The organism is Pseudonocardia sp. (genome assembly GCF_025465255.1).
Lineage (GTDB): Bacteria > Actinomycetota > Actinomycetes > Mycobacteriales > Pseudonocardiaceae > Pseudonocardia.
Genome location: NZ_JAODNI010000197.1, coordinates 46444 through 64096 on the forward strand (window position 1 = coordinate 46444; position 17653 = coordinate 64096).

The following is a 17653-nucleotide window of genomic DNA, read 5'->3' on the forward strand; positions in this document are numbered from 1 at the left end:
GGTCAGCGCCCCCGTCGCCCGCCGGCACCGGCCGGCTCCCTGCGCCCCCGACCGCGGCGCGCGGGAGCCGGTGCCTCGTCCTCCTCGGCCGGCTCCTCCTCGGCCGGCTCACCCTCGTCGGCGAGCTCGTCGTCGGTGGGCTCCTCGGCGGCGGGCTCCTCGTCCGCCTCGTCCACCGCTTCGTCGCTCTCGTACTCGGGCAGGTCCTCGTCCTCCTCGTCCTCGTCCCCGGACACGTCCTCGAGGTCGTACTCGTCGTCGACGTCCTCGAGGTCCTCGTCCTCCGGCCGCTCCTCCTCCGCCGTCTCGTCCTCGACGGCCTCCATGTCGCGGGACTCGTCGCCGGTCTCGTCGAAGGACTCCTCCTCGCCCTCCTCGCCGGCGCGCTGCTCCTCCTCGAGTGCCTCCTCGTGCGTCTTCACGACCTCGCCGTCGTGGATCTCGCCGCGCCAGCCCTCGACCTCCTCCGGGTGCAGCAGGACGGTCGTCATCGCGTGCCGGCGGAAGTGCTTGAACTCCAGCCGGGCACGGCGGCCCTGGGCACGCCAGAGGTTGCCCGTGTACTCGAACAGACCCTTGGGCCAGTACTCCAGCACCAGGAGCACCCTCGTCGCGTTCGGCCCGATCGCGGTGAAGCTGACCCCGCCGTCGACGTGTCCCTTGGCACCCTTCGAGCGCCACACGATGTGGGAGTCCGGGACCTGCTCGAGGATCGTGGCCTCCCACTGGCGACGCGAGATGAAGATCTTCGCCTGCCACTGGGTCTTCTCGTCCGACATCGTGTCGACGGTCTCGACCTTCTTCATGAAGGTCGGGAAGTCGCCGAACCGCGTCCACAGGTCGTACGTCGTCCGCAACGGCAGGCCGACGTCGAGGTGCTCGACGATGTTGGTGACCTTGAGTTTCTTGCCGCTGGAGCCCCTGCCCCCGCCGGGGCCGTCCCCGTCGCCCCCGCCGCCCCCGAAGACGCCCTTGACCTTCTCCTTCAGACGGGAGAGGAAGCCTCCGCCCCCGCCGTCCCGGTCGCCGTCCTCGTCGCCCTCGGCCCTGTCGTCGTCCTCGTCGCGCTCGTCCTGCGACCTACCCCCGAGCGCGGCCCGAAGGCCCTGCCCGCCGTTCTCGGAGACGTCGTTGAGCCGGTCGGTCAAGCTCGTCACCCGTTCCGTCGCAGCGTCCGCAGCCCGCTGTACCACCAGCCCGAGAAGTCGCTGTCCCGCGCCCTTCAGGGCGTCGGCCGGAAGTGCGTCGGCGAGCTTCGTCGTCCCGTCAGGCATTGCTGGTCCTCCGGCCCGCCTTGGCCTTCGACGCCGCACCACGTGCGGCCTTCGTGCCCGCCGCAGCGGCCCGCCCGGCCGTGGCCTTGCCACCGGCGCCACCCGCGCCACCCGCGCCACCGGCGTTGCCCGCGGCCCTGGCGGTGCGCCGTCGACGCGGAGGCGCCGACTCCTCCGCCGGCGGCTCCTCCGCCTCCACGTCCGCACCCGCGTCCTCCGCGTCGGCAGCCCCGTCCCGGGCGTCCGGCTCGTCGCCGGTCTCCTCGTCCGCGTAGGAGTCGTGGGTCTCGTCGGCGACGTCGTCGGCCTCCTCGGCGTCGTCCGGGGCCTCGGCGGGGCGGCGCTTCGGCGCGCCGAGATCGCCGAGGGACTCGACCCGCTTGCCGACCCTGTCGGTCAGGGACTCGACCTGCCGTGCGGCGACCGCCATGGCGGCCCCCTTGCCCGCGTCGAGGAGACGGCCGCGCACCTGGTCGGTCAACGCGGCCAGCTCGGGCGAACGCTCGAGGAGCTTGCTGCCCTGGGCCAGGAGCTCACCCGGCCCACCCGCACGGCGACCGGCCGCCATGCCACCGAGCATGAGGGCGAGCTTCATCTTCTTCGTTCGTCCCAGGAGATAGCCGCCGGCCACTCCCATGGCTACTCGTGCGCCGCATTTCATGGTGCCTCCTGGTGTAGTGCCCGCTCCGTGTCGAACCGTCGTGATCGTCGATCATGCGTCGTGTAGTGGGGACCGGTGTCGGACGCGAACCGGGGTCGTCAGCTTCTACCCGCTGCCATTAGTTCGCACACCGGAACGGCGAAGATCCAGGAGAGTTGCGCCGTTCGGCGCAGATCATCCTGCCAGGCGGTCCAGATTCACCATCGTCATCCGGGCGACCGGGGTCGAATATTCACCTGTTCGGCCTGAATGCTCGCAGAAAATGCCCGATCGGCCGATGCATGAAGCACCACCTGGACGTCGGCGCCCACCCATCCCCGATCCGATCACCGAAGAGCAAAGGGGGTGATGGGTGCGAAGAGCTCTCCTCACCCTTCTCCACAATGCAGGAAGCAGCGCCGCTCAGGAACCCTGAAGCCGCCCTCGATGAGCCGAACTCCCGTGAAACCGGCTCCTGGGAGGACGCGCTTCGGGGTCCGTCCTAGGACTTCGACGCCGCGACGATGATCACGACGATGAGCGCGATCAACAGGAGGACGACGGTCACCGGGAGCAGGACGAGGGCCAGGACGAGAGCGAGGACGAGGGCCACCCGGACGCCCGGGCTGAGCGAACCGACGGCCGCCTTCAGGGCACCCCACAGCGGGTTCTTCCCGGCGAGGCGCGCCCGGATACCTCCCAGAACGCCGCTCAGCGCGAACCCGCCCGACGCCGCCATCGCGTCGAACGACGTCGCGAGGTGCTCGACCTGCTCGAGGGCCACGCCCACGGCACGTCGGAGCAGAGCGCGGAGCAGCTCCTTCAGGCTCGTCTTGAGCCTCTCGACCGGGTCCGCCCGAGGCTCGTGCGGCAGAGCGCGAAGACCGCGGACCGTGGCGTCGTTCGCCGCGGCGGTCAACGGGCACCCGCACCGGCGGAGGACGACAACCATCCCGCTCGGCCGAGATCCTGGCGCGGCTCCGGACGCCAGCGGATGTCGAGGTCCACCCGGGTTCCTCCTCGTCGGCTCGAGTCGCGCCCTCACGCGACGCCGGTGGGTCATCAATACCCGCATCCCGCTGCCGGGACCTGCCGAGTACGCCGTTCCACGCCGAAATACGCCATCTGCCGCAGCTTCCTCCCCGTCTGCGAGAATCCGTACGGCCAGGTGAGGGAGGGACCATTCTCGCCCCTGGCGAACTGTCGACGCCGCACGGCCTAGACGGCATTAGGACATCTGCCGGACAATGCTCTCGCAGGACGGCCGGTAATCGGTGCTAGTGGCCCTCAGGCTCCGAAACGGGGCGACCGGTGCTCGGCGGTGAGTACGTTGCCGTGCGCACAACGGTGTGGCCGGAACTGCGGTCGGACCGGACAACCACTTCACTTCACGGTTCCGCCCGGAGCCGCCGGGATATCAGGGAGGAAGTCGAGGAGGGAGAACAGGATTCGGAAGGGCCGCGCGCCGCTGACCCGGATCCGGAATCCCGTTCGCAGGAGCCGGAAGCGATGGAGGACGATGTGCGTAGATCGACGAGAACCCGTGCACCCGCCGCGGCGGACCCGCAACGTCCAGGCCACGCTGTCCCTGCCGCGACGCCTCGCCCGCGGTTTCGCACCGTGCCGGTCCGGCACCGCGAGGACATGGCCGTCCTACTCCTCGCGGCGGCGGGACACAGTCCGGGGAACGCGGCCCGTCTGATCGATGTCATCCGCCGGCTCAGCGGTGGGATCTTCTCGCTCTCGGAGCACAGCGTCTATCACGCGCTTCATCGACTCAGGAACAACAGGTTGATGCGGGTCAGCTGGGAGGACGGAACCCGCCGCTACCTGTTGACCCCGCTGGGCGAACGCGTGTTGGACACGCGGCGTCGAGAATGGGCCGCCTTCTCGGAGGGGTTCGACAGAGTGCTCGACGCGGGCTCCCCCCGCGACCGGTGATCCTCCGACGACTGCTTCGCGTCGCGGGGTTGGCCGGGGCCGTTCCGGGGGACCTGAGCAAGTGACTGAGCCCATGGACACGAAGGAACCGACGCGCGGGGCCCGGTTCGGGGTGGGGGCGGTTCTCGCCGGCGTCGCGCTCGGCCTGGTCGCCGTGCCGTTCGGGCTGCTGCTGTTCCTCGTCGAGGAGAAGTGGCCACCGCTGCTGCAGGCCGACGAGGCGGCGCGGGACGGTCTGCACGGCCTGGCGGTCGGCAACCGCGCCTTCGTCGTGGCCATGGAGGCGTTGAGCACGATCGGGTCCTGGTGGGTGTACCTGCTCGGCTTCACCGCCGTGACGGGGTGGTTGCTGTGGCGGCGGCTGACCCGGCTCGCGGTGTTCGTGGCCGTCACCGTGGCGGTGAACCCGTTGCTCAACGAGCTCGTGAAGGTGGCCGTACACCGCGCCCGGCCGGTGCTGACCGACCCGGTCGTGCACGCCAACGGCGCGAGCTTCCCCAGCGGCCACGCCCAGGCCGCCATGGTCGGGTACTCGGTGTTGCTGCTGGTGTTCCTCCCGGTTCTGCGCGGTCCCGCGCGGCCCGTCGCGATCGTCGTCGCTGCCCTGATGGTGCTGGCGATCGGATTCTCCCGGGTCGCGTTGGGCGTGCACTACGTGTCCGACGTGCTCGCCGGCTACGTCCTCGGGGCAGCCTGGGTCGCGTCGATGATCGCTCTGTTCAACACCTGGCGCCGCGAGAGCCGCAGGCCCTCGGCCGACCCTGCGCGAGGACTCGAACCGGAGAGCGCTCCCCTCCTCGACCCCCGGAACTCCCGCCCCGGGGCGCAGCAGGACGCGCCGTCGGACTCGGGCTGAGCGCCCGTCGACAGAGTTTGCCGTCCGCTCACCTTCCTCCGACCGGTCGCTAACCCGAGTCTCGTTAGCGTCCTGCCCGTCGTGCCGCGGCTGCCCCTTCCACCCCGGATCCTCCCCGTTACGGCGGTGTTCTCGGGGCCGCGGTCGCGTTCAGTCGGATGCCGGCGCATCCGCCCACTCTGCTGCCGAAGCGATCGGACCCGGATAGCGTCATGACCTCCCCACATGCCCTCGCACCGAGCCGCCAGCTCCTCAACAAGGTCCCGGAAGTCACCGTCTACTTCTGGGTCATCAAGGTGCTCTGCACCACCGTCGGGGAATCGGCCGCCGACTTCCTGAACATCAACCTGAACCTCGGCCTGACCGGCGTCTCCGTCGTCACGGGCGTGCTGCTCGTCGTCGCCCTGTTCTTCCAGTTCAGCGCGAACCGCTACATACCGAGCAGGTACTGGCTGACGGTGACCCTCGTGAGCGTCTTCGGCACCCTGGTGACCGACAACCTCACCGACAACGTCGGCCTGCCGCTCGAGGCGAGCACCCTGATCTTCGGTGTTCTGCTCGGCCTCACCTTCCTCGCGTGGTACCTGAGCGAGAAGACGCTCTCCATCCATTCCGTCGTCACCAGGCGACGTGAGGCGTTCTACTGGCTCGCGATCCTCTTCACCTTCGCGCTCGGTACCGCCACCGGCGACCTCATGGCCGAGGTGCTGGGGCTCGGCTACCTGGTGACCGGGGTGATCGTGACGTCACTGATCGTCGTCACCGCGGTCGCCTGGCGGGTCGGACTCAACTCCGTCCTCTCGTTCTGGATCATCTACATCCTGACCCGTCCCCTCGGGGCATCGATCGGTGACTACCTCTCCCAGCCGCCGACCCAGGGCGGGCTCGGTCTGGGCGCGACGGTGACGAGTCTGATCTTCGTCGCCGGCATCGTCGGCATCGTCACCTACCTGGCGGTGACCAAGGCCGACGTCATCCCGAGCACCTCCGACGGCGACGGCGACGGCGACGGCGACGAGGCGCGGGAACGCGGAGGCCTGTGGCAGACGGTCGTCGTGGTGGCGCTCCTCGTCGGCGTCGCGGCGACCGGCTACTTCCTGCGCACGTCCTCGCTGCAGCAGGACGCGACGCCCCAGGGCGCGGCGGCCACGGCGGTCGCCGCGCCGGCTGCCGGCGGAAGCCGGCCCGCACCCCCCTCGCCCCTCGGAGACCTCTCGGCCTTCCGTGTGATCACGCAGGACACCCTGGATCGCCTGAACGCCGGCGACCAGTCCGGCGCCACGGCCCGCGTCGATGACCTCGAACTCGGCTGGGACGACGCCCAGGCACGCCTGAAGCCGAAGGACAAGGCCGCCTGGACCGAGATCGACGGCAGGATCGACACCGTGCTGCGCGAGCTCCGGGCGACGAGTCCGGACCCGGGCAGCGAGAAGGCCGCGCTCACGGCACTGATCACAGCACTCGGCTGACCGTCGATCCGCAAGAGTGCGACGGTGCCTCTGGGACGCGCAGGTCCGTCCTCATCCCGTACTCATCGGCAGCTCATCGTCGCCGCGCCAGTGTGGTCGTCATGAGCAGAGAGCACGGGTCCGACGCCCGCTCGCCCGGCCGGCCGAGCGGGCGCCGGGGACCCGACACGCGCGCCGCGGCAGCCCGGGACCGGTTCGTGGTGGGCGTCGCCGCGGTGGGGGTCGTCCTGGCGGCAGCCGCGTGTGGTGCACCACCGGCCTCCCCGAGCGCAGGGCCGGCACCGGCGGCCGACTCGTCGGCGCCCGCCGGCGCTCCGGATCCCAACGCCCCGGAGGTCGTCGCGGCGGGCGACATCCCGGACAACCAGGTGTTCGTCCCCGTCACCCCGGCCGGGGCGCCGTTCACGGTGTCGGTCCCACAGGGATGGGCACGGTCGAGCGACGCGGGGGCGACGGTGTTCACCGACAAGTTCAACAGCGTCCGGATCGAGACGCGGCCGCTGGCTGCCGCGCCGGACGTCGCCTCGGTGCGGGCCGAGGACGTTCCCCAGCTGCAGCGATCGGCACCCGGGTTTGCGCTGGGCGACGTGCAGGCCGTGCAGCGCAGAGCGGGGCCCGCTGTGCTGGCCACCTACACGGCGAACTCCCCCACCGACCCCGTCACCGGCAAGTCCGTGACCGAGGCGGTGGAGCGCTACGCGTTCTGGGGGAACGGCCAGGAGGCGATCCTGACGCTGTCGGGACCGAACGGCTCCGACAACGTCGACCCGTGGCGCACCATCACCGACTCGCTGCGGTGGCAGCTGTGACCGCCGCGTCCTCCGCGGCGGGGCCCTCCGAGGGTGGTGCCCTCGCGATCGAGGCCCGGTCGCTGTACCGGTTCTTCCGGGCCGGCGAGGAGGAGACCCTGGCCCTGCAGGGCGTCTCGCTGGCCGTAGCGGCCGGCGAGCTGGTCGTGGTCGTGGGCCCGTCGGGTTCGGGGAAGTCGACGTTGCTCGCGTGTCTGGCCGGGCTCGACGAGCCGGACGGGGGCACGGTGCTGGTGGCCGGACACCGGCTGAGTCACCGGCCCGAGCCGGTGCGGGCCCGGATGCGGGCGCAGCGGATCGGGATCCTTACCCAGTCGTCGAACCTGTTCGAGCACCTCACGGTCGGCGCCAACCTCGCCTTCGTGCGCGCCGTGGCTCCCTCGCCGTCGGGCCCGGCCGACCTCGATCTCCTGCATCGGGTCGGGCTGGACGCCCGGAGCGCGGCGTACCCCGACGAGCTCTCCGGTGGGGAGGCCGCGCGTGCAGGCCTGGCGGTGGCGCTGGCCGGGGACCCGGTCGTGGTGCTGGCCGACGAACCGACCGGCGAGCTCGACACCGCCACCGAGGCCGAGGTGCTGGCCCTGCTGGCTGCTGCCGCCCGGAACGGGGTCGCGGTGATCGTGGCGAGCCACAGCCCGGCGGTCGCCGCGGCCGCGGACCGGATCGTGCGTCTCGACGACGGCCGGGTGGCCGCGTGAGCGCCGGACAGATCAGGACCCACGACCCGATCCTCGACAGCATCGCGACGACGCCGCTGGTCTCCGCCGACGCGGTGAGCCGCACCTTCACCCGGGGCGGGATCGCGGTCGCCGCGGTGCGGCCGACGACCTGCACGGTCACCCCCGGCATGCGGGTGGCGCTGACCGGGCCGTCGGGTTCGGGGAAGTCGACGCTGCTGCACCTGTTCGCCGGGCTGGACACACCGACCGCGGGCTCTCTGTCCTGGCCCGGGCTGGACGGGCCGCCGCAGGGCCGTCCCGGGGTCGTCGGGACGGTGTTCCAGGGCCCGAGCCTCGTCCCGGCCCTCGACGTGGTCGAGAACATCGCGTTGCCGCTGCTGCTGGCCGGCGTCGGCGAGGTCGACTCGGCCGAGCGCGCGGACGCGGCCATTCGTCGGTTGGAGATCGGGGAGCTGGCGCGCAGGCTGCCCGAGGAGATCTCCGGCGGGCAGGCACAGCGGGTTGCGATCGCCCGGGTGCTGGCCAGCCGGCCTCGGTTGATCCTGGCCGACGAGCCCACCGGGCAGCTCGATCACCTCACCGGCGAGCGGGTGATGACCGTCCTGCTGGAGACGGCCGACGAGCTGGGGGCGGCGCTCGTGGTGTCGACCCACGACGAGCAGGTGGCGCGGCGGCTTCCGCACCACTGGCGGATGGACGACGGCCGGCTCCTCGTCGAGGAGACCTCGTGATCACGATCTGGCTCCACGGGCTCGTCCGTCGTCGGGCCGGCCGGTTGGGGGTCGCCGCGGCGGGGGTGGCGATCGCGGTGGCCTTGCTGGCCTCACTCGGCGCGTTCCTCGCCTCCTCGCAGGCCTCGATGACCGCCCGCGCCGTCCGGGACGTCACGGTGGACTGGCAGGTCCAGGTGCAACCCGGCGCCGACCCGGCCGCGGTGCTGGACACGGTGCGCACCACACCGGGCACCCAGCAGGCCGTACCGGTCGGGTTCGGCCGGGCCGACGGGCTCACTGCCACCACCGGTGCGACCACGCAGACCACCGGCGCCGCGGTCGTGCTCGGGTTGCCCGACACCTACCGCGCGACGTTCCCGGGCGAGCTGCGCACCCTCGCCGGGGCCGCCCGTGGCGTGCTGCTGGCCCAGCAGACCGCCGCGAATCTCGGGGTCGCTCCCGGCGAAACGATCACCGTGAACCTCCCGGGCGGCGCGGCCACCCCGCTGACGGTCGACGGGGTCGTCGAGCTGCCCGCCGCGAACTCGCTGTTCCAGACCGTCGGCGCACCGGCGGGGAGCCAGCCGAACGCGCCACCGGACAACGTGGTCCTCCTTCCCGAGGCGCGCTGGCAGGACCTGTACGCGCCCCTGACCTTGGCCACCGCTACACCCGACGGCACTCACACCCAGATCCACGTGGCGCGAGCCCACGTCCTGCCGGCGGATCCGGCGTCGGCGTTCGTCCAGGAGTCGGGTCAGGCGCGCAACCTCGAGGCCCACAGCGCCGGTACCGCGGTGGTCGGGGACAACCTCGGCGCGGCCCTGGACGCCGCCCGCTCGGACGCCGCCTACGCCCGGGTGTTGTTCGTGTTCCTCGGGCTGCCCGGGGCCGTGCTGGCGGGGTTGCTGACCATGGCGGTGGCCGCAGCCGGCGCGGGGCGGCGACGCCGCGAACAGGCGCTGGCCCGCACCCGTGGGGTGAGCACGGCCCAGGTGCTGCGGCTGGCCGCGGTGGAGGCAGGGCTGGTCGGACTGGTCGGAGCCCTGCTCGGCCTGGCGGCCGCGGCCGTGGTGGGGTGGCTGGCGTTCGGCGCCGTCCGCTTCGGCGCCACCACCGCGTCCACGGTCGCGTGGACGGCCGGTTCCGCGCTGGTCGGGCTGCTGATCGCCGCGGCCGCGGTCCTGGTCCCTGCTTACCGGGACCTGCGCTCGGCCACGGTGGTCGCCGCGCGCCGCACGGTGGCCTCGGGCCCGTCGCGGGAACGCGCGCCCTGGTACGCCCGCTACGGCGTGGACGTACTGCTGCTCGCCGGCGGCGGACTGCTGGTGTGGGCCACCACCGGTACCGGCTATCAGCTCGTCCTCGCTCCGGAGGGGGTGCCGACGATCTCGGTGTCCTACTGGGCTTTCGCCGGACCGGCGCTGCTGTGGGCCGGATCCGGGCTGCTGGTGTGGCGCCTCGTCGAGATGTCGCTGCGGCGCCGCCGGCTGATGGGGCGTGCCGTACGTCCGGCCGCCGGCCGGCTGGCATCGACCGCGGCGGCGATGATGGCCCGCGGGCGCAGTCCGATGGCACGCTCGATCGTGCTGCTCGGGCTGGCGCTGGCGTTCGCGGTGTCCACCGCCACGTTCAACGCCACCTACCAGGCGCAGGCCGAGGCCGACGCCCGGCTGACCAACGGCGCGGACGTCACGGTCACCGAATCCCCCGGCGTGCGCGTGGGTGCCGAGACGGCTGCACCGATCGCCGCCGTGCCGGGGGTGAAGGCGGTGGAACCGCTGCAGCACCGCTTCGCCTACATCGGCCCCGACCTGCAGGACCTCTACGGGGTGCGGCCGGACACGATCACGAACGTCACCGGGTTGCAGGACTCCTACTTCCAGGGCGGCAGCGCCCGCGCGCTGATGAGCACCCTCGCCGCGGCACCGGACTCGATCCTGGTGTCCGCCGAGACCGTCAAGGACTATCAGCTGCTGCCCGGGGACCTGCTGAACCTGCGGTTGCAGGACACGACGACCAAGCAGCCGGTCACGGTGGCGTTCCACTATGCGGGGATCGTCGCCGAGTTCCCGACGGCGCCGAAGGACAGCTTCTTCGTCGCCAACGCCTCCTACGTCGCGGCGAAGACCGGCAGCGGTGCGGTGGGGGCGTTCCTCGTCGACACCGGAGGACACGACGTCACCGGGGTCGCCGCGCAGATCCGGTCCCGGCTGGGTGCGTCGGCGAGCGTCACGGACATCGCGCACACCCGCTCGACGGTGGGATCGAGCCTGACGGCCGTCGACCTGGCCGGCCTGACCGCGATCGAGCTGGGATTCGCGCTGGTGCTCGCCGCCGCCGCGGGCGGGCTGGTGCTGTTCCTCGGGCTGACCGAACGGCGTCGCACCTTCGCGATCCTGACCGCGCTGGGCGCCACCCGGCGCCAGCTCCGCGACCTGGTCACCGCGGAGGCGACGGTGCTCACGGTCGGCGGGCTCCTCGCCGGCGCGGGGGTGGGGTGGCTGCTGTCGCAGGTCCTGGTGGCGGTGCTGACCGGGGTGTTCGACCCACCACCCTCGACGACGTCCGTTCCCTGGCTCTATCTGGCCGGCGCCACGGTGATCACCCTCGCCGGTCTCGGCGTCGCCACCGCCGGTGCGCTGCGACAGGGGCGACGGCCACCGGTCGCGGTCCTGCGGGACCTGTGAACGTCGGAGTCGATCACGTCGCGGGCGCGGCGATCGGCAGAGTGATCGCCACTGCTGCGCCGCCACCGGGGCGGTTGGTGGCGACGGCGTCCCCGCCGTGCGCGGTCGCGATGGCGCGCACGATCGACAGGCCCAACCCGGTGCCTCCCGCGTCACGGCTGCGGGCGGCCTCGGCGCGTTCGAACCGCCGGAACGCGTGGGGCAGGAACTCCACCGGGAAGCCGGGCCCACGATCCGCGACCTCGACGCTCACCTCGCCGGAGCGCTGCGTCGAGACCGTGACCTCGACGACGCTCCCGGACGGAGCGTGCCGGGTCGCGTTGTCGAGCAGGTTGTCCACGGCCTGACGCAGCCGGTCGGGATCCGCGGTGACCTGCAACTCGTCCGGACCGTGCACGACGACCGTGACCGCCCGCTCGGCGGCGCGCGCACCGGCACCGCGCGCGGCGACGGCCAGCAGACCCGGTAACGACAGCGGTTCCGGGTGGAGGAACGGCTGGTGGTCGTCCGCGCGGGCGAGCAACAGCATGTCCTCCGCCAGGCGGATCAGCCGATCGGTCTCCTCACCGGCGAGGCCGACCGCCCGGACGAGATCCTCCCGGCTACGCCCGGGCCGCGCGGCGAGTTCGAGCTCGGTACGCAGGATGGCGAGGGGGGTCCGCAACTCGTGACCGGCGTCGGCGACGAACCCGCGCTCCCGCACCAGGACCTTCTGCAACCTGGCCAGCAGCGCGTTCATGGTCGCGCCCAGCGCGGCGATCTCGTCGCGGGTGGAGGGCACCTCCAGCCTGCGCCCGAGATCCTGGTCGCTGATCTCCGCGGCCTGCCGGCGCATCCGCTCCACCGGACGCAGCACCGCGCCGGACAGCAGCCACGCCCCCGCCCCGGCCAACACCACCGCAGGCGGCCCGCCCAGGAACAGCGCGGAGACCGCGCGCTCCACAGCGGCGTCGGACACATCGGTACCCGCGCCGGCCGCCACGACGGTCCGCCCCGTACCGGAGGACCCGGAGCCGGAGACGGAGAGGGGCGCGGGGACGGACGTGGCCAGCACCCGGGTGCGATCCCCGTTCACCGACGCCGTGAACGACACCTCCCCCGCCACGGCCTGCTGCCGCTGCGCCGCATCGAGCAGCGGCAGGGACCCGGCCTCGGGTGACGAGGCCAGGATCTTCCCGTCCGCGGTGCTGATCTGGAGGACGCCGTCGGCCGGCCCGAGCGGGAGCCGGTCGCCCGAGCCCAGCTCGTCGGCCACCACCGCGGCTCGGGCCCGGAGCCCCGGGTCCAGCGAGGCGTCGACGCTGACCCGCAGCTGCAGCACGAAGGCGACCCCTGCCGCAGCGATCACCACCGCCGTGGCCAGCGCGAACAGCGCCGCCAAGCGAAACCGTAGCGGCATGGCCGGGGCCGCTACTCACACTCGGGGCGATTGATGATCACGCGATTCGGGGCCTGTCGGCGCGGTCCGCAGCCGGTAGCCCGCACCGCGGACGGTCTCGAGCTGCTCCACCTCGAACGGGCGATCGATCTTGCGGCGCAGGTACAGCACGTACTGGTCGACGACGTTCGACGCCCCGTCGTAGGCGAAGTCCCACACATGCTCGAGAATCCTGGTCCGGGTCAGCACCTGCCCGGGATAGCGGAGGAACAGCTCCAGCAGGGCGAACTCCTTGCTCGACAGATCCAGCTCGGCGGCCCCCCGCCACGCCCGCCGGGTGGCCGGATCCAGACGGAGATCGGCGACCTGCAGCTCGGCGGGCCGTTCCACCGCCCCACGCCGGATCAGCGCCCGCACGCGGGCCGAGAGCTCCGCGAAGCTGAACGGCTTGGCCAGATAGTCGTCCGCGCCCGCGTCCAGGCCCCGCACCCGATCCTCGACGGCGTCACGCGCGGTGAGCATCAGCACCGGCATCCACCGCCCCGCGCTCCGCAGCCGCCGGCACACCTCGACCCCGTCCATCCCGGGCAGCATCAGATCCAGCAGGACCGTGTCGTAGTCGAACTCGCCGGCCTGCCACACCGCGTCCGGCCCGGTCGAGGCCACGTCGACGGCATAGCCGTCCTCCTCCAGGCCCCGCTTCAGCAGCGCAGCCATCCGGAGCTCGTCCTCGACCACCAGCACCCGCACGGCGACGACCGTAGGCCCCTCCGATGAGAAGGTGATGAGACTCAGCGGCCCCGGTCAGAGGCTCTTCAGGACCGCGTCCGCAGAGCTGACCGTCACGTCCGTCGGCGCCGACTCGACCCACAGGTCACGCAGCACACCGTCGACGACGACCGCGGCGTAGCGCTGCGAGCGCATCCCCAGACCGAACCCGCGGCCGTCGAGCTGGAGCCCGATCGCCTCGGTGAAGTCACCGTTGCCGTCGGCCAGCATGACGACCGCGTCCCCCGTGTCCCGGGAACGTCCCCAGGCGTCCATCACGAACGCGTCGTTGACCGCGACGCAGGCGATGGTGTCGACCCCCTTCGCCCGCAGCTCGTCCGCCCGCAGGACGTACTCCGGCAGGTGCTGGTCCGAACACGACGGCGTGAAGGCGCCGGGCACCCCGAACAGGACGACGGTTCCCCGGCCGAGCACCTCCGTACTGCTGACCGGGGCGGGGCCGGACTCGGACATGGTCATGAGGGTGACGTCGGGGACGGCGTCGCCGGGCGAGAGGGGCACGGTTCTCCTCGAGGTGCTGCTCGGGCGGCGGTTCGCCCTGCTCGAACCCTAGAGCGGCGCGACCGCCTCGGCGAGGGGCTCGCCGGGTCGGGACGTTCTCGCCGGCTCGTCCCGGGTTCCGGGCAGGGCCACGGCTCGTCGCTAGACTCGGCCTGCTCGATCTCCACACTCCTCTCAGGACGGAGCTTTCATGCAGGTCGTCCGGCGTGTCGAGTCGAGCGTCGTCGGGATCGAGGTGGTCGCCGAGTTCGACCGGCTGGCCACCGCGGTCCCTGCTGCATGGCGCGAGCTGTTCTCCCGCCACACCGAGGTTCCGGCCCCGGCCGGATGCCGCTACGCCGAGGCGAGCCGGCACCTCGGCGGGGGCCGCTACCGCGAGGTCGTGGGGGTCGTCGTGGCCGAGCCCGTGGCGCCGCCCGTCGGGATGTCCGCCGTCAGGATTCCGGGCGGGGACTGGGTCCACCACCGCCACACCGGCCCGGTCGCCGAGATCGGCGACGGCTTCCAGGAGATCTACGGCTGGGCCACCGAACAGGGAATCACGCTGGGCGAACGGAAGCTCGACGTCGGGTACCACCCCGACGGCACGGAGGGTTCCCACGACCTGTACATCGACGTCGTCGGCCACCTCGGGTCACCGCGACCACGCCTCCCCGGTCGGCAGCAGTAGCGGCACGGCGCGGCGCCGTTCCCGGGCGGTGCCCCTACCCTGCGGTCGCTCCGTGCCGATACCTGACCGAGAAGGTGCCCCCCGCCAAGGCGCCGGTGTGGTCGTCGTAGCCGCCGCCGGCGTTGCGGGCGTCGAGGGCGAGCGACGTGTAGGTGCTCAATGGCCTACCGTCGACCGAGGCCCTGGTGAACGTCACCGTGCCGAAGTCGGGAAACGTGCCGGTGGGCGACTCGAGGATGAACTCGGCCGAGGTGTTGCTTCCGTCGTAGGACCTGGTGACGGTCCTGGACCACTGCCTGGTGTGGTCGGTGACGGTCAGCGTGTAGCGGGTCCCGGCGCGGGTCACCTCGGCGCTGATCGAGTCTCCGGCACCGACGGGGTCGTCGTAGTAGACCGGGGCGGCCGGGGCCAGCTCGTACCACGCCCGGTAGACCGGCACCCCGGCCGCGCAGTTGGTCTCCACGCCGGCCTGCTCGACCATGGTGGTGCCGAAGCCGCCGAGGCCGACCCACGGCGCGAAGGCGTCGGTGGTGGCGTTGCAGGTGACGGCGGGTTCGGTCCACCTCGCGGAGACCGCGCTGAACTCGCGTCCGGCCGTGACGTAACCGGACCAGCTTCCGCCGTCGGCGTTGTAGCCACGCCCCACCCGCGGGTCCGCGCCGGCGGGGCCGGCCGACAGGAGGGCCGCGCCTGCGAGCAGGATCGCCACACCCGACGTGAGACGTCCGGTGATGTTCCAGGTCTTGTGCACCATCATCTCCCCCGGGCCAGGACCCACGCGTCGAGCTCGACCTCGTCCCCGGCGGCGGCTTCCGCGCGGGGCGTCGTCGGCACCCCGCCAATCTCGACCGTGCCGGGCGGCCACGTCAACGGCCCCGGCCCACGGGGGTGAAGTGATCGTTCCGGGCCGACGCCGGCAGATCTGCTGTGGACGGAGGCCGGCCCCCGTCGGGATCGGTCTCCGAGCGGTCTTGACCTGAACCTGGCTTCAGGTCGCACCGTGGCGGCATGACCTCCACGACCGCGATCGTCACCGGTGCCGGGCAGGGCTTCGGCCTGGCCCTCACCACCGCCCTCGCCGCCCGCGGCGGCACCGTCGTCGTCTGCGCCCGCGACGCCCGACGGCTCCACGCCGCGACCGCGGGCCTGCCCGGCGTCCTCGCGCTTCCCGGCGACGTGACCGACGCCGGGTTCCGGGCCGAGCTCGTCGCCGCCGCGGGTGAGCGCCTCGACCTGCTGGTCCACAACGCGGGCGAGCTCGGGCCCTCACCGCTGCCGGGGCTCGCCCGCTATCCCCTCGACGCCCTGCGGGGCGTCCTCGAGACCACCGTGCTCGCCCCGCTGGCCCTCACCCAGCTCGCGCTGCCGCTGCTGCGCGCGGCCGGCGGGACCGTCGTCGCACTCAGCTCCGACGCCGCCGTCGAGGCCTACGAGGGATGGGGCGGGTACGGCGCGGCGAAGGCCGCGCTCGACCAGATCGTCGCGGTGCTCGGCGTCGAGGAACCCGTGGTGCGGGCATACGCGTTCGATCCCGGAGACATGCGCACCGCGATGCACCAGCGCGCGTTCCCCGGCGAGGACATCTCCGACCGCCCCGATCCCGCGACCGTGGTGCCGGCGTTCCTCCGGCTGCTCGACGAACGCCCGACCCGCGGGCGCTACCGGGCGTCGGACCTCGCCCCGGCCGGGACCGCACCGTGAGGGCGACCGCCGCGACGCGCTTCGTCGTCCCACCGGAGCTGTCGGCGGCGCAGACACCCGAGTCGCGCGGACTGGCCCGGGACCAGGTGCGGCTGCTCGTGGCGCGCGACCGCAGGCCGTTGCGGCACCGCCGGTTCGCCGACCTGCCCGAGGCCCTCGAGCCCGGCGACCTCGTGGTCGTCAACACCTCCGACACCGAACCCGCCGCGGTCGACGGGTTCCGCTCCGACGGACGCCCGGTCGTCGTGCACGTCTCCGGACCGTCGACGGGCGGCACCTTCGTCGTCGAGCTGCGCACCCCGCCGGGAGAACGCGTCACCGACGCCGCCCGCGGCGACACGGTGCGACTGCCCCTCGGCGTCACCGCCACGCTCGTCGTCGCGCACCCGGATCCGGAGGTCGGTACCGGCAGCAGGCTCTGGCGCGCGCGGATCCCGGTCGAGGGCGGCGTCCCGGGATGGCTGTCCGCGGCGGGCCGCCCGATCCGCTACTCCTACCTGCGCGAGCACCCCGCGATCGCGGACCACCGGACGCTCTTCGCGGTCCCCGCGGGCGCGCCGGACGACTGGTTCGGCAGCGCGGAGATGCCGAGCGCAGCCCGGCCGTTCACCCGCGCCGTCCTCGACGGCCTGCACGCCCGTGGCGTGGGAGTCGCGGAGGTCGTGCTGCACACCGGGGTGTCGTCGCCCGAGGCCGATGAGGTGCCGCTCCCCGAGCGGTACCGGGTGCCGGCCGCGACGGCGGACGCGGTGAACGCGACCCGCACCGCCGGGCGGCGGGTGGTCGCGGTGGGCACCACCGTGACCCGCGCCCTGGAGACCGTCGCGGACGTCGACGGCACCGTGCGGGCGGGCGAGGGGTGGACCGACCTCGTGCTCGACCCGGACCGTCCGGTCCGGGTGGTGGACGGGCTGGTGACCGGCTGGCACGAGCCGGAGGCCTCCCACCTGCTGCTGCTCGAGGCGGTGGCCGGCGCGCGGCTGGTGGGCCGGGCGTACGCCGAGGCGGTTCGGACGGGGTACCTGTGGCACGAGTTCGGGGACTCGTGCCTGTTGTTGCCGGCGCGCCGCGCGGCGTGATCGAGGGGTCGCCTGGCTGCGTCAGGACCGGTCGCTCCTATTCGCGGAGTGCAGTCGCTCGCTTGGTGGTCGAACCTGCTGGGTGTCCGGAGTATCGATGTGCGGCACGGGGCGGCTCGGCCGGGACCCGCGCATTCCGGCTGGAACCGCCTCGGGGTCCACCTCCCGAGTTGGCGGACGCCCGCGTCGGCCCCGGCTCACGGATGCGGGCTGACAGCGGGTTCCCCGCCGCCCCGACTGCTCCAGGGGACGGCGGGAAGCCTGGTCCCCACCAGGTGAGGAGTTGACGTGAGTCGGCAGAGTCTGGCGAAGGCTCACCAGAAGATCCAGGAGTTGGCCTGGGAGCCGCAGTACCACGAGCCGTACATGAAGTACGGAACCGACTACACCTTCCGCAAGGCTTCGAAGAAGGACCCGCTCAAGCAGGTGCTGCGGTCCTACTTCCCGATGCAGGAGGAGAAGG

At 72.6% G+C, this 17653-nt stretch carries 17 protein-coding genes; 10 read left to right on the forward strand and 7 right to left on the reverse strand.

Features of this window, described 5'->3' with window-relative positions:
• Positions 1-2: 2 nt before the first annotated feature.
• The 3 genes from JWP64_RS23760 to JWP64_RS23770 form a co-directional block, all read right to left on the reverse strand.
• A complete protein-coding gene (locus JWP64_RS23760) occupies positions 3-1274 on the reverse strand; it encodes an SRPBCC family protein (RefSeq protein ID WP_297501170.1) in 1272 nt (423 codons plus the stop codon).
• Entirely contained in the window at positions 1267-1911 is a 645-nt protein-coding gene (locus tag JWP64_RS23765; protein WP_297501173.1) for a hypothetical protein, read from the reverse strand. The genes JWP64_RS23760 and JWP64_RS23765 overlap by 8 nt, the downstream gene beginning before the upstream one ends.
• A 505-nt stretch (positions 1912-2416) precedes the next feature.
• Positions 2417-2833 (reverse strand): hypothetical protein, encoded by a 417-nt coding sequence (locus tag JWP64_RS23770; RefSeq protein WP_297501176.1) that lies wholly within the window; start codon positions 2831-2833, stop codon positions 2417-2419.
• A 725-nt stretch (positions 2834-3558) separates the two neighbouring features.
• Between JWP64_RS23770 and JWP64_RS23775 the strand changes: the two genes are divergently transcribed.
• The 7 genes from JWP64_RS23775 to JWP64_RS23805 all read left to right on the forward strand — a co-directional run bounded on the left by JWP64_RS23775 (position 3559) and on the right by JWP64_RS23805 (position 11072).
• Positions 3559-3855 carry a PadR family transcriptional regulator gene (locus tag JWP64_RS23775; RefSeq protein ID WP_297501178.1) on the forward strand — a complete coding sequence of 99 codons (297 nt, stop codon included), beginning with the start codon at positions 3559-3561 and terminating at the stop codon, positions 3853-3855.
• Between the two features lie 73 nt (positions 3856-3928).
• Positions 3929-4711, forward strand: coding sequence for a phosphatase PAP2 family protein (locus tag JWP64_RS23780; RefSeq protein WP_297501181.1), 783 nt, complete (start codon positions 3929-3931; stop codon positions 4709-4711).
• Between the two features lie 212 nt (positions 4712-4923).
• The gene (locus JWP64_RS23785; RefSeq protein WP_297501184.1) at positions 4924-6180 is read left to right on the forward strand and encodes a hypothetical protein; all 1257 of its coding nucleotides are present in this window, start codon (positions 4924-4926) and stop codon (positions 6178-6180) included.
• Between the two features lie 101 nt (positions 6181-6281).
• On the forward strand, positions 6282-6989 hold the full coding sequence (locus JWP64_RS23790; RefSeq protein ID WP_297501187.1) for a hypothetical protein: 708 nt from the start codon (positions 6282-6284) through the stop codon (positions 6987-6989).
• Positions 6986-7687 carry an ATP-binding cassette domain-containing protein gene (locus JWP64_RS23795; protein ID WP_297501190.1) on the forward strand — a complete coding sequence of 234 codons (702 nt, stop codon included), beginning with the start codon at positions 6986-6988 and terminating at the stop codon, positions 7685-7687. Before JWP64_RS23790 ends, JWP64_RS23795 begins: the two co-directional genes overlap by 4 nt.
• Positions 7684-8400, forward strand: a complete 717-nt coding sequence (locus JWP64_RS23800) for an ABC transporter ATP-binding protein (RefSeq protein WP_297501193.1) — start codon at positions 7684-7686, stop codon at positions 8398-8400. Before JWP64_RS23795 ends, JWP64_RS23800 begins: the two co-directional genes overlap by 4 nt.
• Positions 8397-11072 carry an FtsX-like permease family protein gene (locus tag JWP64_RS23805; protein ID WP_297501196.1) on the forward strand — a complete coding sequence of 892 codons (2676 nt, stop codon included), beginning with the start codon at positions 8397-8399 and terminating at the stop codon, positions 11070-11072. The genes JWP64_RS23800 and JWP64_RS23805 overlap by 4 nt, the downstream gene beginning before the upstream one ends.
• Before the next feature lie 13 nt (positions 11073-11085).
• Here JWP64_RS23805 and JWP64_RS23810 read toward each other — a convergent pair whose 3' ends face one another.
• From JWP64_RS23810 to JWP64_RS23820, 3 genes are read right to left on the reverse strand one after another with little or no spacing between them, the layout of a single operon-like run.
• The gene (locus tag JWP64_RS23810) at positions 11086-12453 is read right to left on the reverse strand and encodes an ATP-binding protein (RefSeq protein ID WP_297501199.1); all 1368 of its coding nucleotides are present in this window, start codon (positions 12451-12453) and stop codon (positions 11086-11088) included.
• 33 nt (positions 12454-12486) lie between these two features.
• The gene (locus JWP64_RS23815) at positions 12487-13200 is read right to left on the reverse strand and encodes a response regulator transcription factor (RefSeq protein ID WP_297501202.1); all 714 of its coding nucleotides are present in this window, start codon (positions 13198-13200) and stop codon (positions 12487-12489) included.
• A gap of 54 nt (positions 13201-13254) precedes the next feature.
• Positions 13255-13740 (reverse strand): peroxiredoxin, encoded by a 486-nt coding sequence (locus JWP64_RS23820; protein WP_297501205.1) that lies wholly within the window; start codon positions 13738-13740, stop codon positions 13255-13257.
• A gap of 190 nt (positions 13741-13930) precedes the next feature.
• Between JWP64_RS23820 and JWP64_RS23825 the strand changes: the two genes are divergently transcribed.
• Positions 13931-14410, forward strand: a complete 480-nt coding sequence (locus JWP64_RS23825; protein ID WP_297501208.1) for a GyrI-like domain-containing protein — start codon at positions 13931-13933, stop codon at positions 14408-14410.
• 34 nt (positions 14411-14444) lie between these two features.
• Here JWP64_RS23825 and JWP64_RS23830 read toward each other — a convergent pair whose 3' ends face one another.
• Positions 14445-15188, reverse strand: coding sequence for a G1 family glutamic endopeptidase (locus tag JWP64_RS23830; RefSeq protein ID WP_297501211.1), 744 nt, complete (start codon positions 15186-15188; stop codon positions 14445-14447).
• A 230-nt stretch (positions 15189-15418) separates the two neighbouring features.
• On the opposite strand from JWP64_RS23830, the gene JWP64_RS23835 reads away from it, so the two are divergent.
• Positions 15419-16111 (forward strand): SDR family oxidoreductase, encoded by a 693-nt coding sequence (locus JWP64_RS23835; protein ID WP_297501214.1) that lies wholly within the window; start codon positions 15419-15421, stop codon positions 16109-16111.
• Positions 16108-17190, forward strand: coding sequence for an S-adenosylmethionine:tRNA ribosyltransferase-isomerase (locus JWP64_RS23840; protein ID WP_297501218.1), 1083 nt, complete (start codon positions 16108-16110; stop codon positions 17188-17190). The genes JWP64_RS23835 and JWP64_RS23840 overlap by 4 nt, the downstream gene beginning before the upstream one ends.
• Positions 17191-17653: the final 463 nt, after the last annotated feature.

Excerpts from the sequence above, each read along its gene's own strand:
- JWP64_RS23760 (WP_297501170.1), bottom strand. The coding sequence starts at position 1,274 with ATGCCTGACGGGACGACGAAGCTCGCCGACGCACTTCCGGCCGACGCC.
- JWP64_RS23765 (WP_297501173.1), bottom strand. The coding sequence starts at position 1,911 with ATGGGAGTGGCCGGCGGCTATCTCCTGGGACGAACGAAGAAGATGAAG.
- JWP64_RS23775 (WP_297501178.1), top strand. The coding sequence starts at position 3,559 with ATGGCCGTCCTACTCCTCGCGGCGGCGGGACACAGTCCGGGGAACGCG.
- JWP64_RS23780 (WP_297501181.1), top strand. The coding sequence starts at position 3,929 with ATGGACACGAAGGAACCGACGCGCGGGGCCCGGTTCGGGGTGGGGGCG.
- JWP64_RS23785 (WP_297501184.1), top strand. The coding sequence starts at position 4,924 with ATGACCTCCCCACATGCCCTCGCACCGAGCCGCCAGCTCCTCAACAAG.
- JWP64_RS23790 (WP_297501187.1), top strand. The coding sequence starts at position 6,282 with ATGAGCAGAGAGCACGGGTCCGACGCCCGCTCGCCCGGCCGGCCGAGC.
- JWP64_RS23825 (WP_297501208.1), top strand. The coding sequence starts at position 13,931 with ATGCAGGTCGTCCGGCGTGTCGAGTCGAGCGTCGTCGGGATCGAGGTG.
- JWP64_RS23835 (WP_297501214.1), top strand. The coding sequence starts at position 15,419 with ATGACCTCCACGACCGCGATCGTCACCGGTGCCGGGCAGGGCTTCGGC.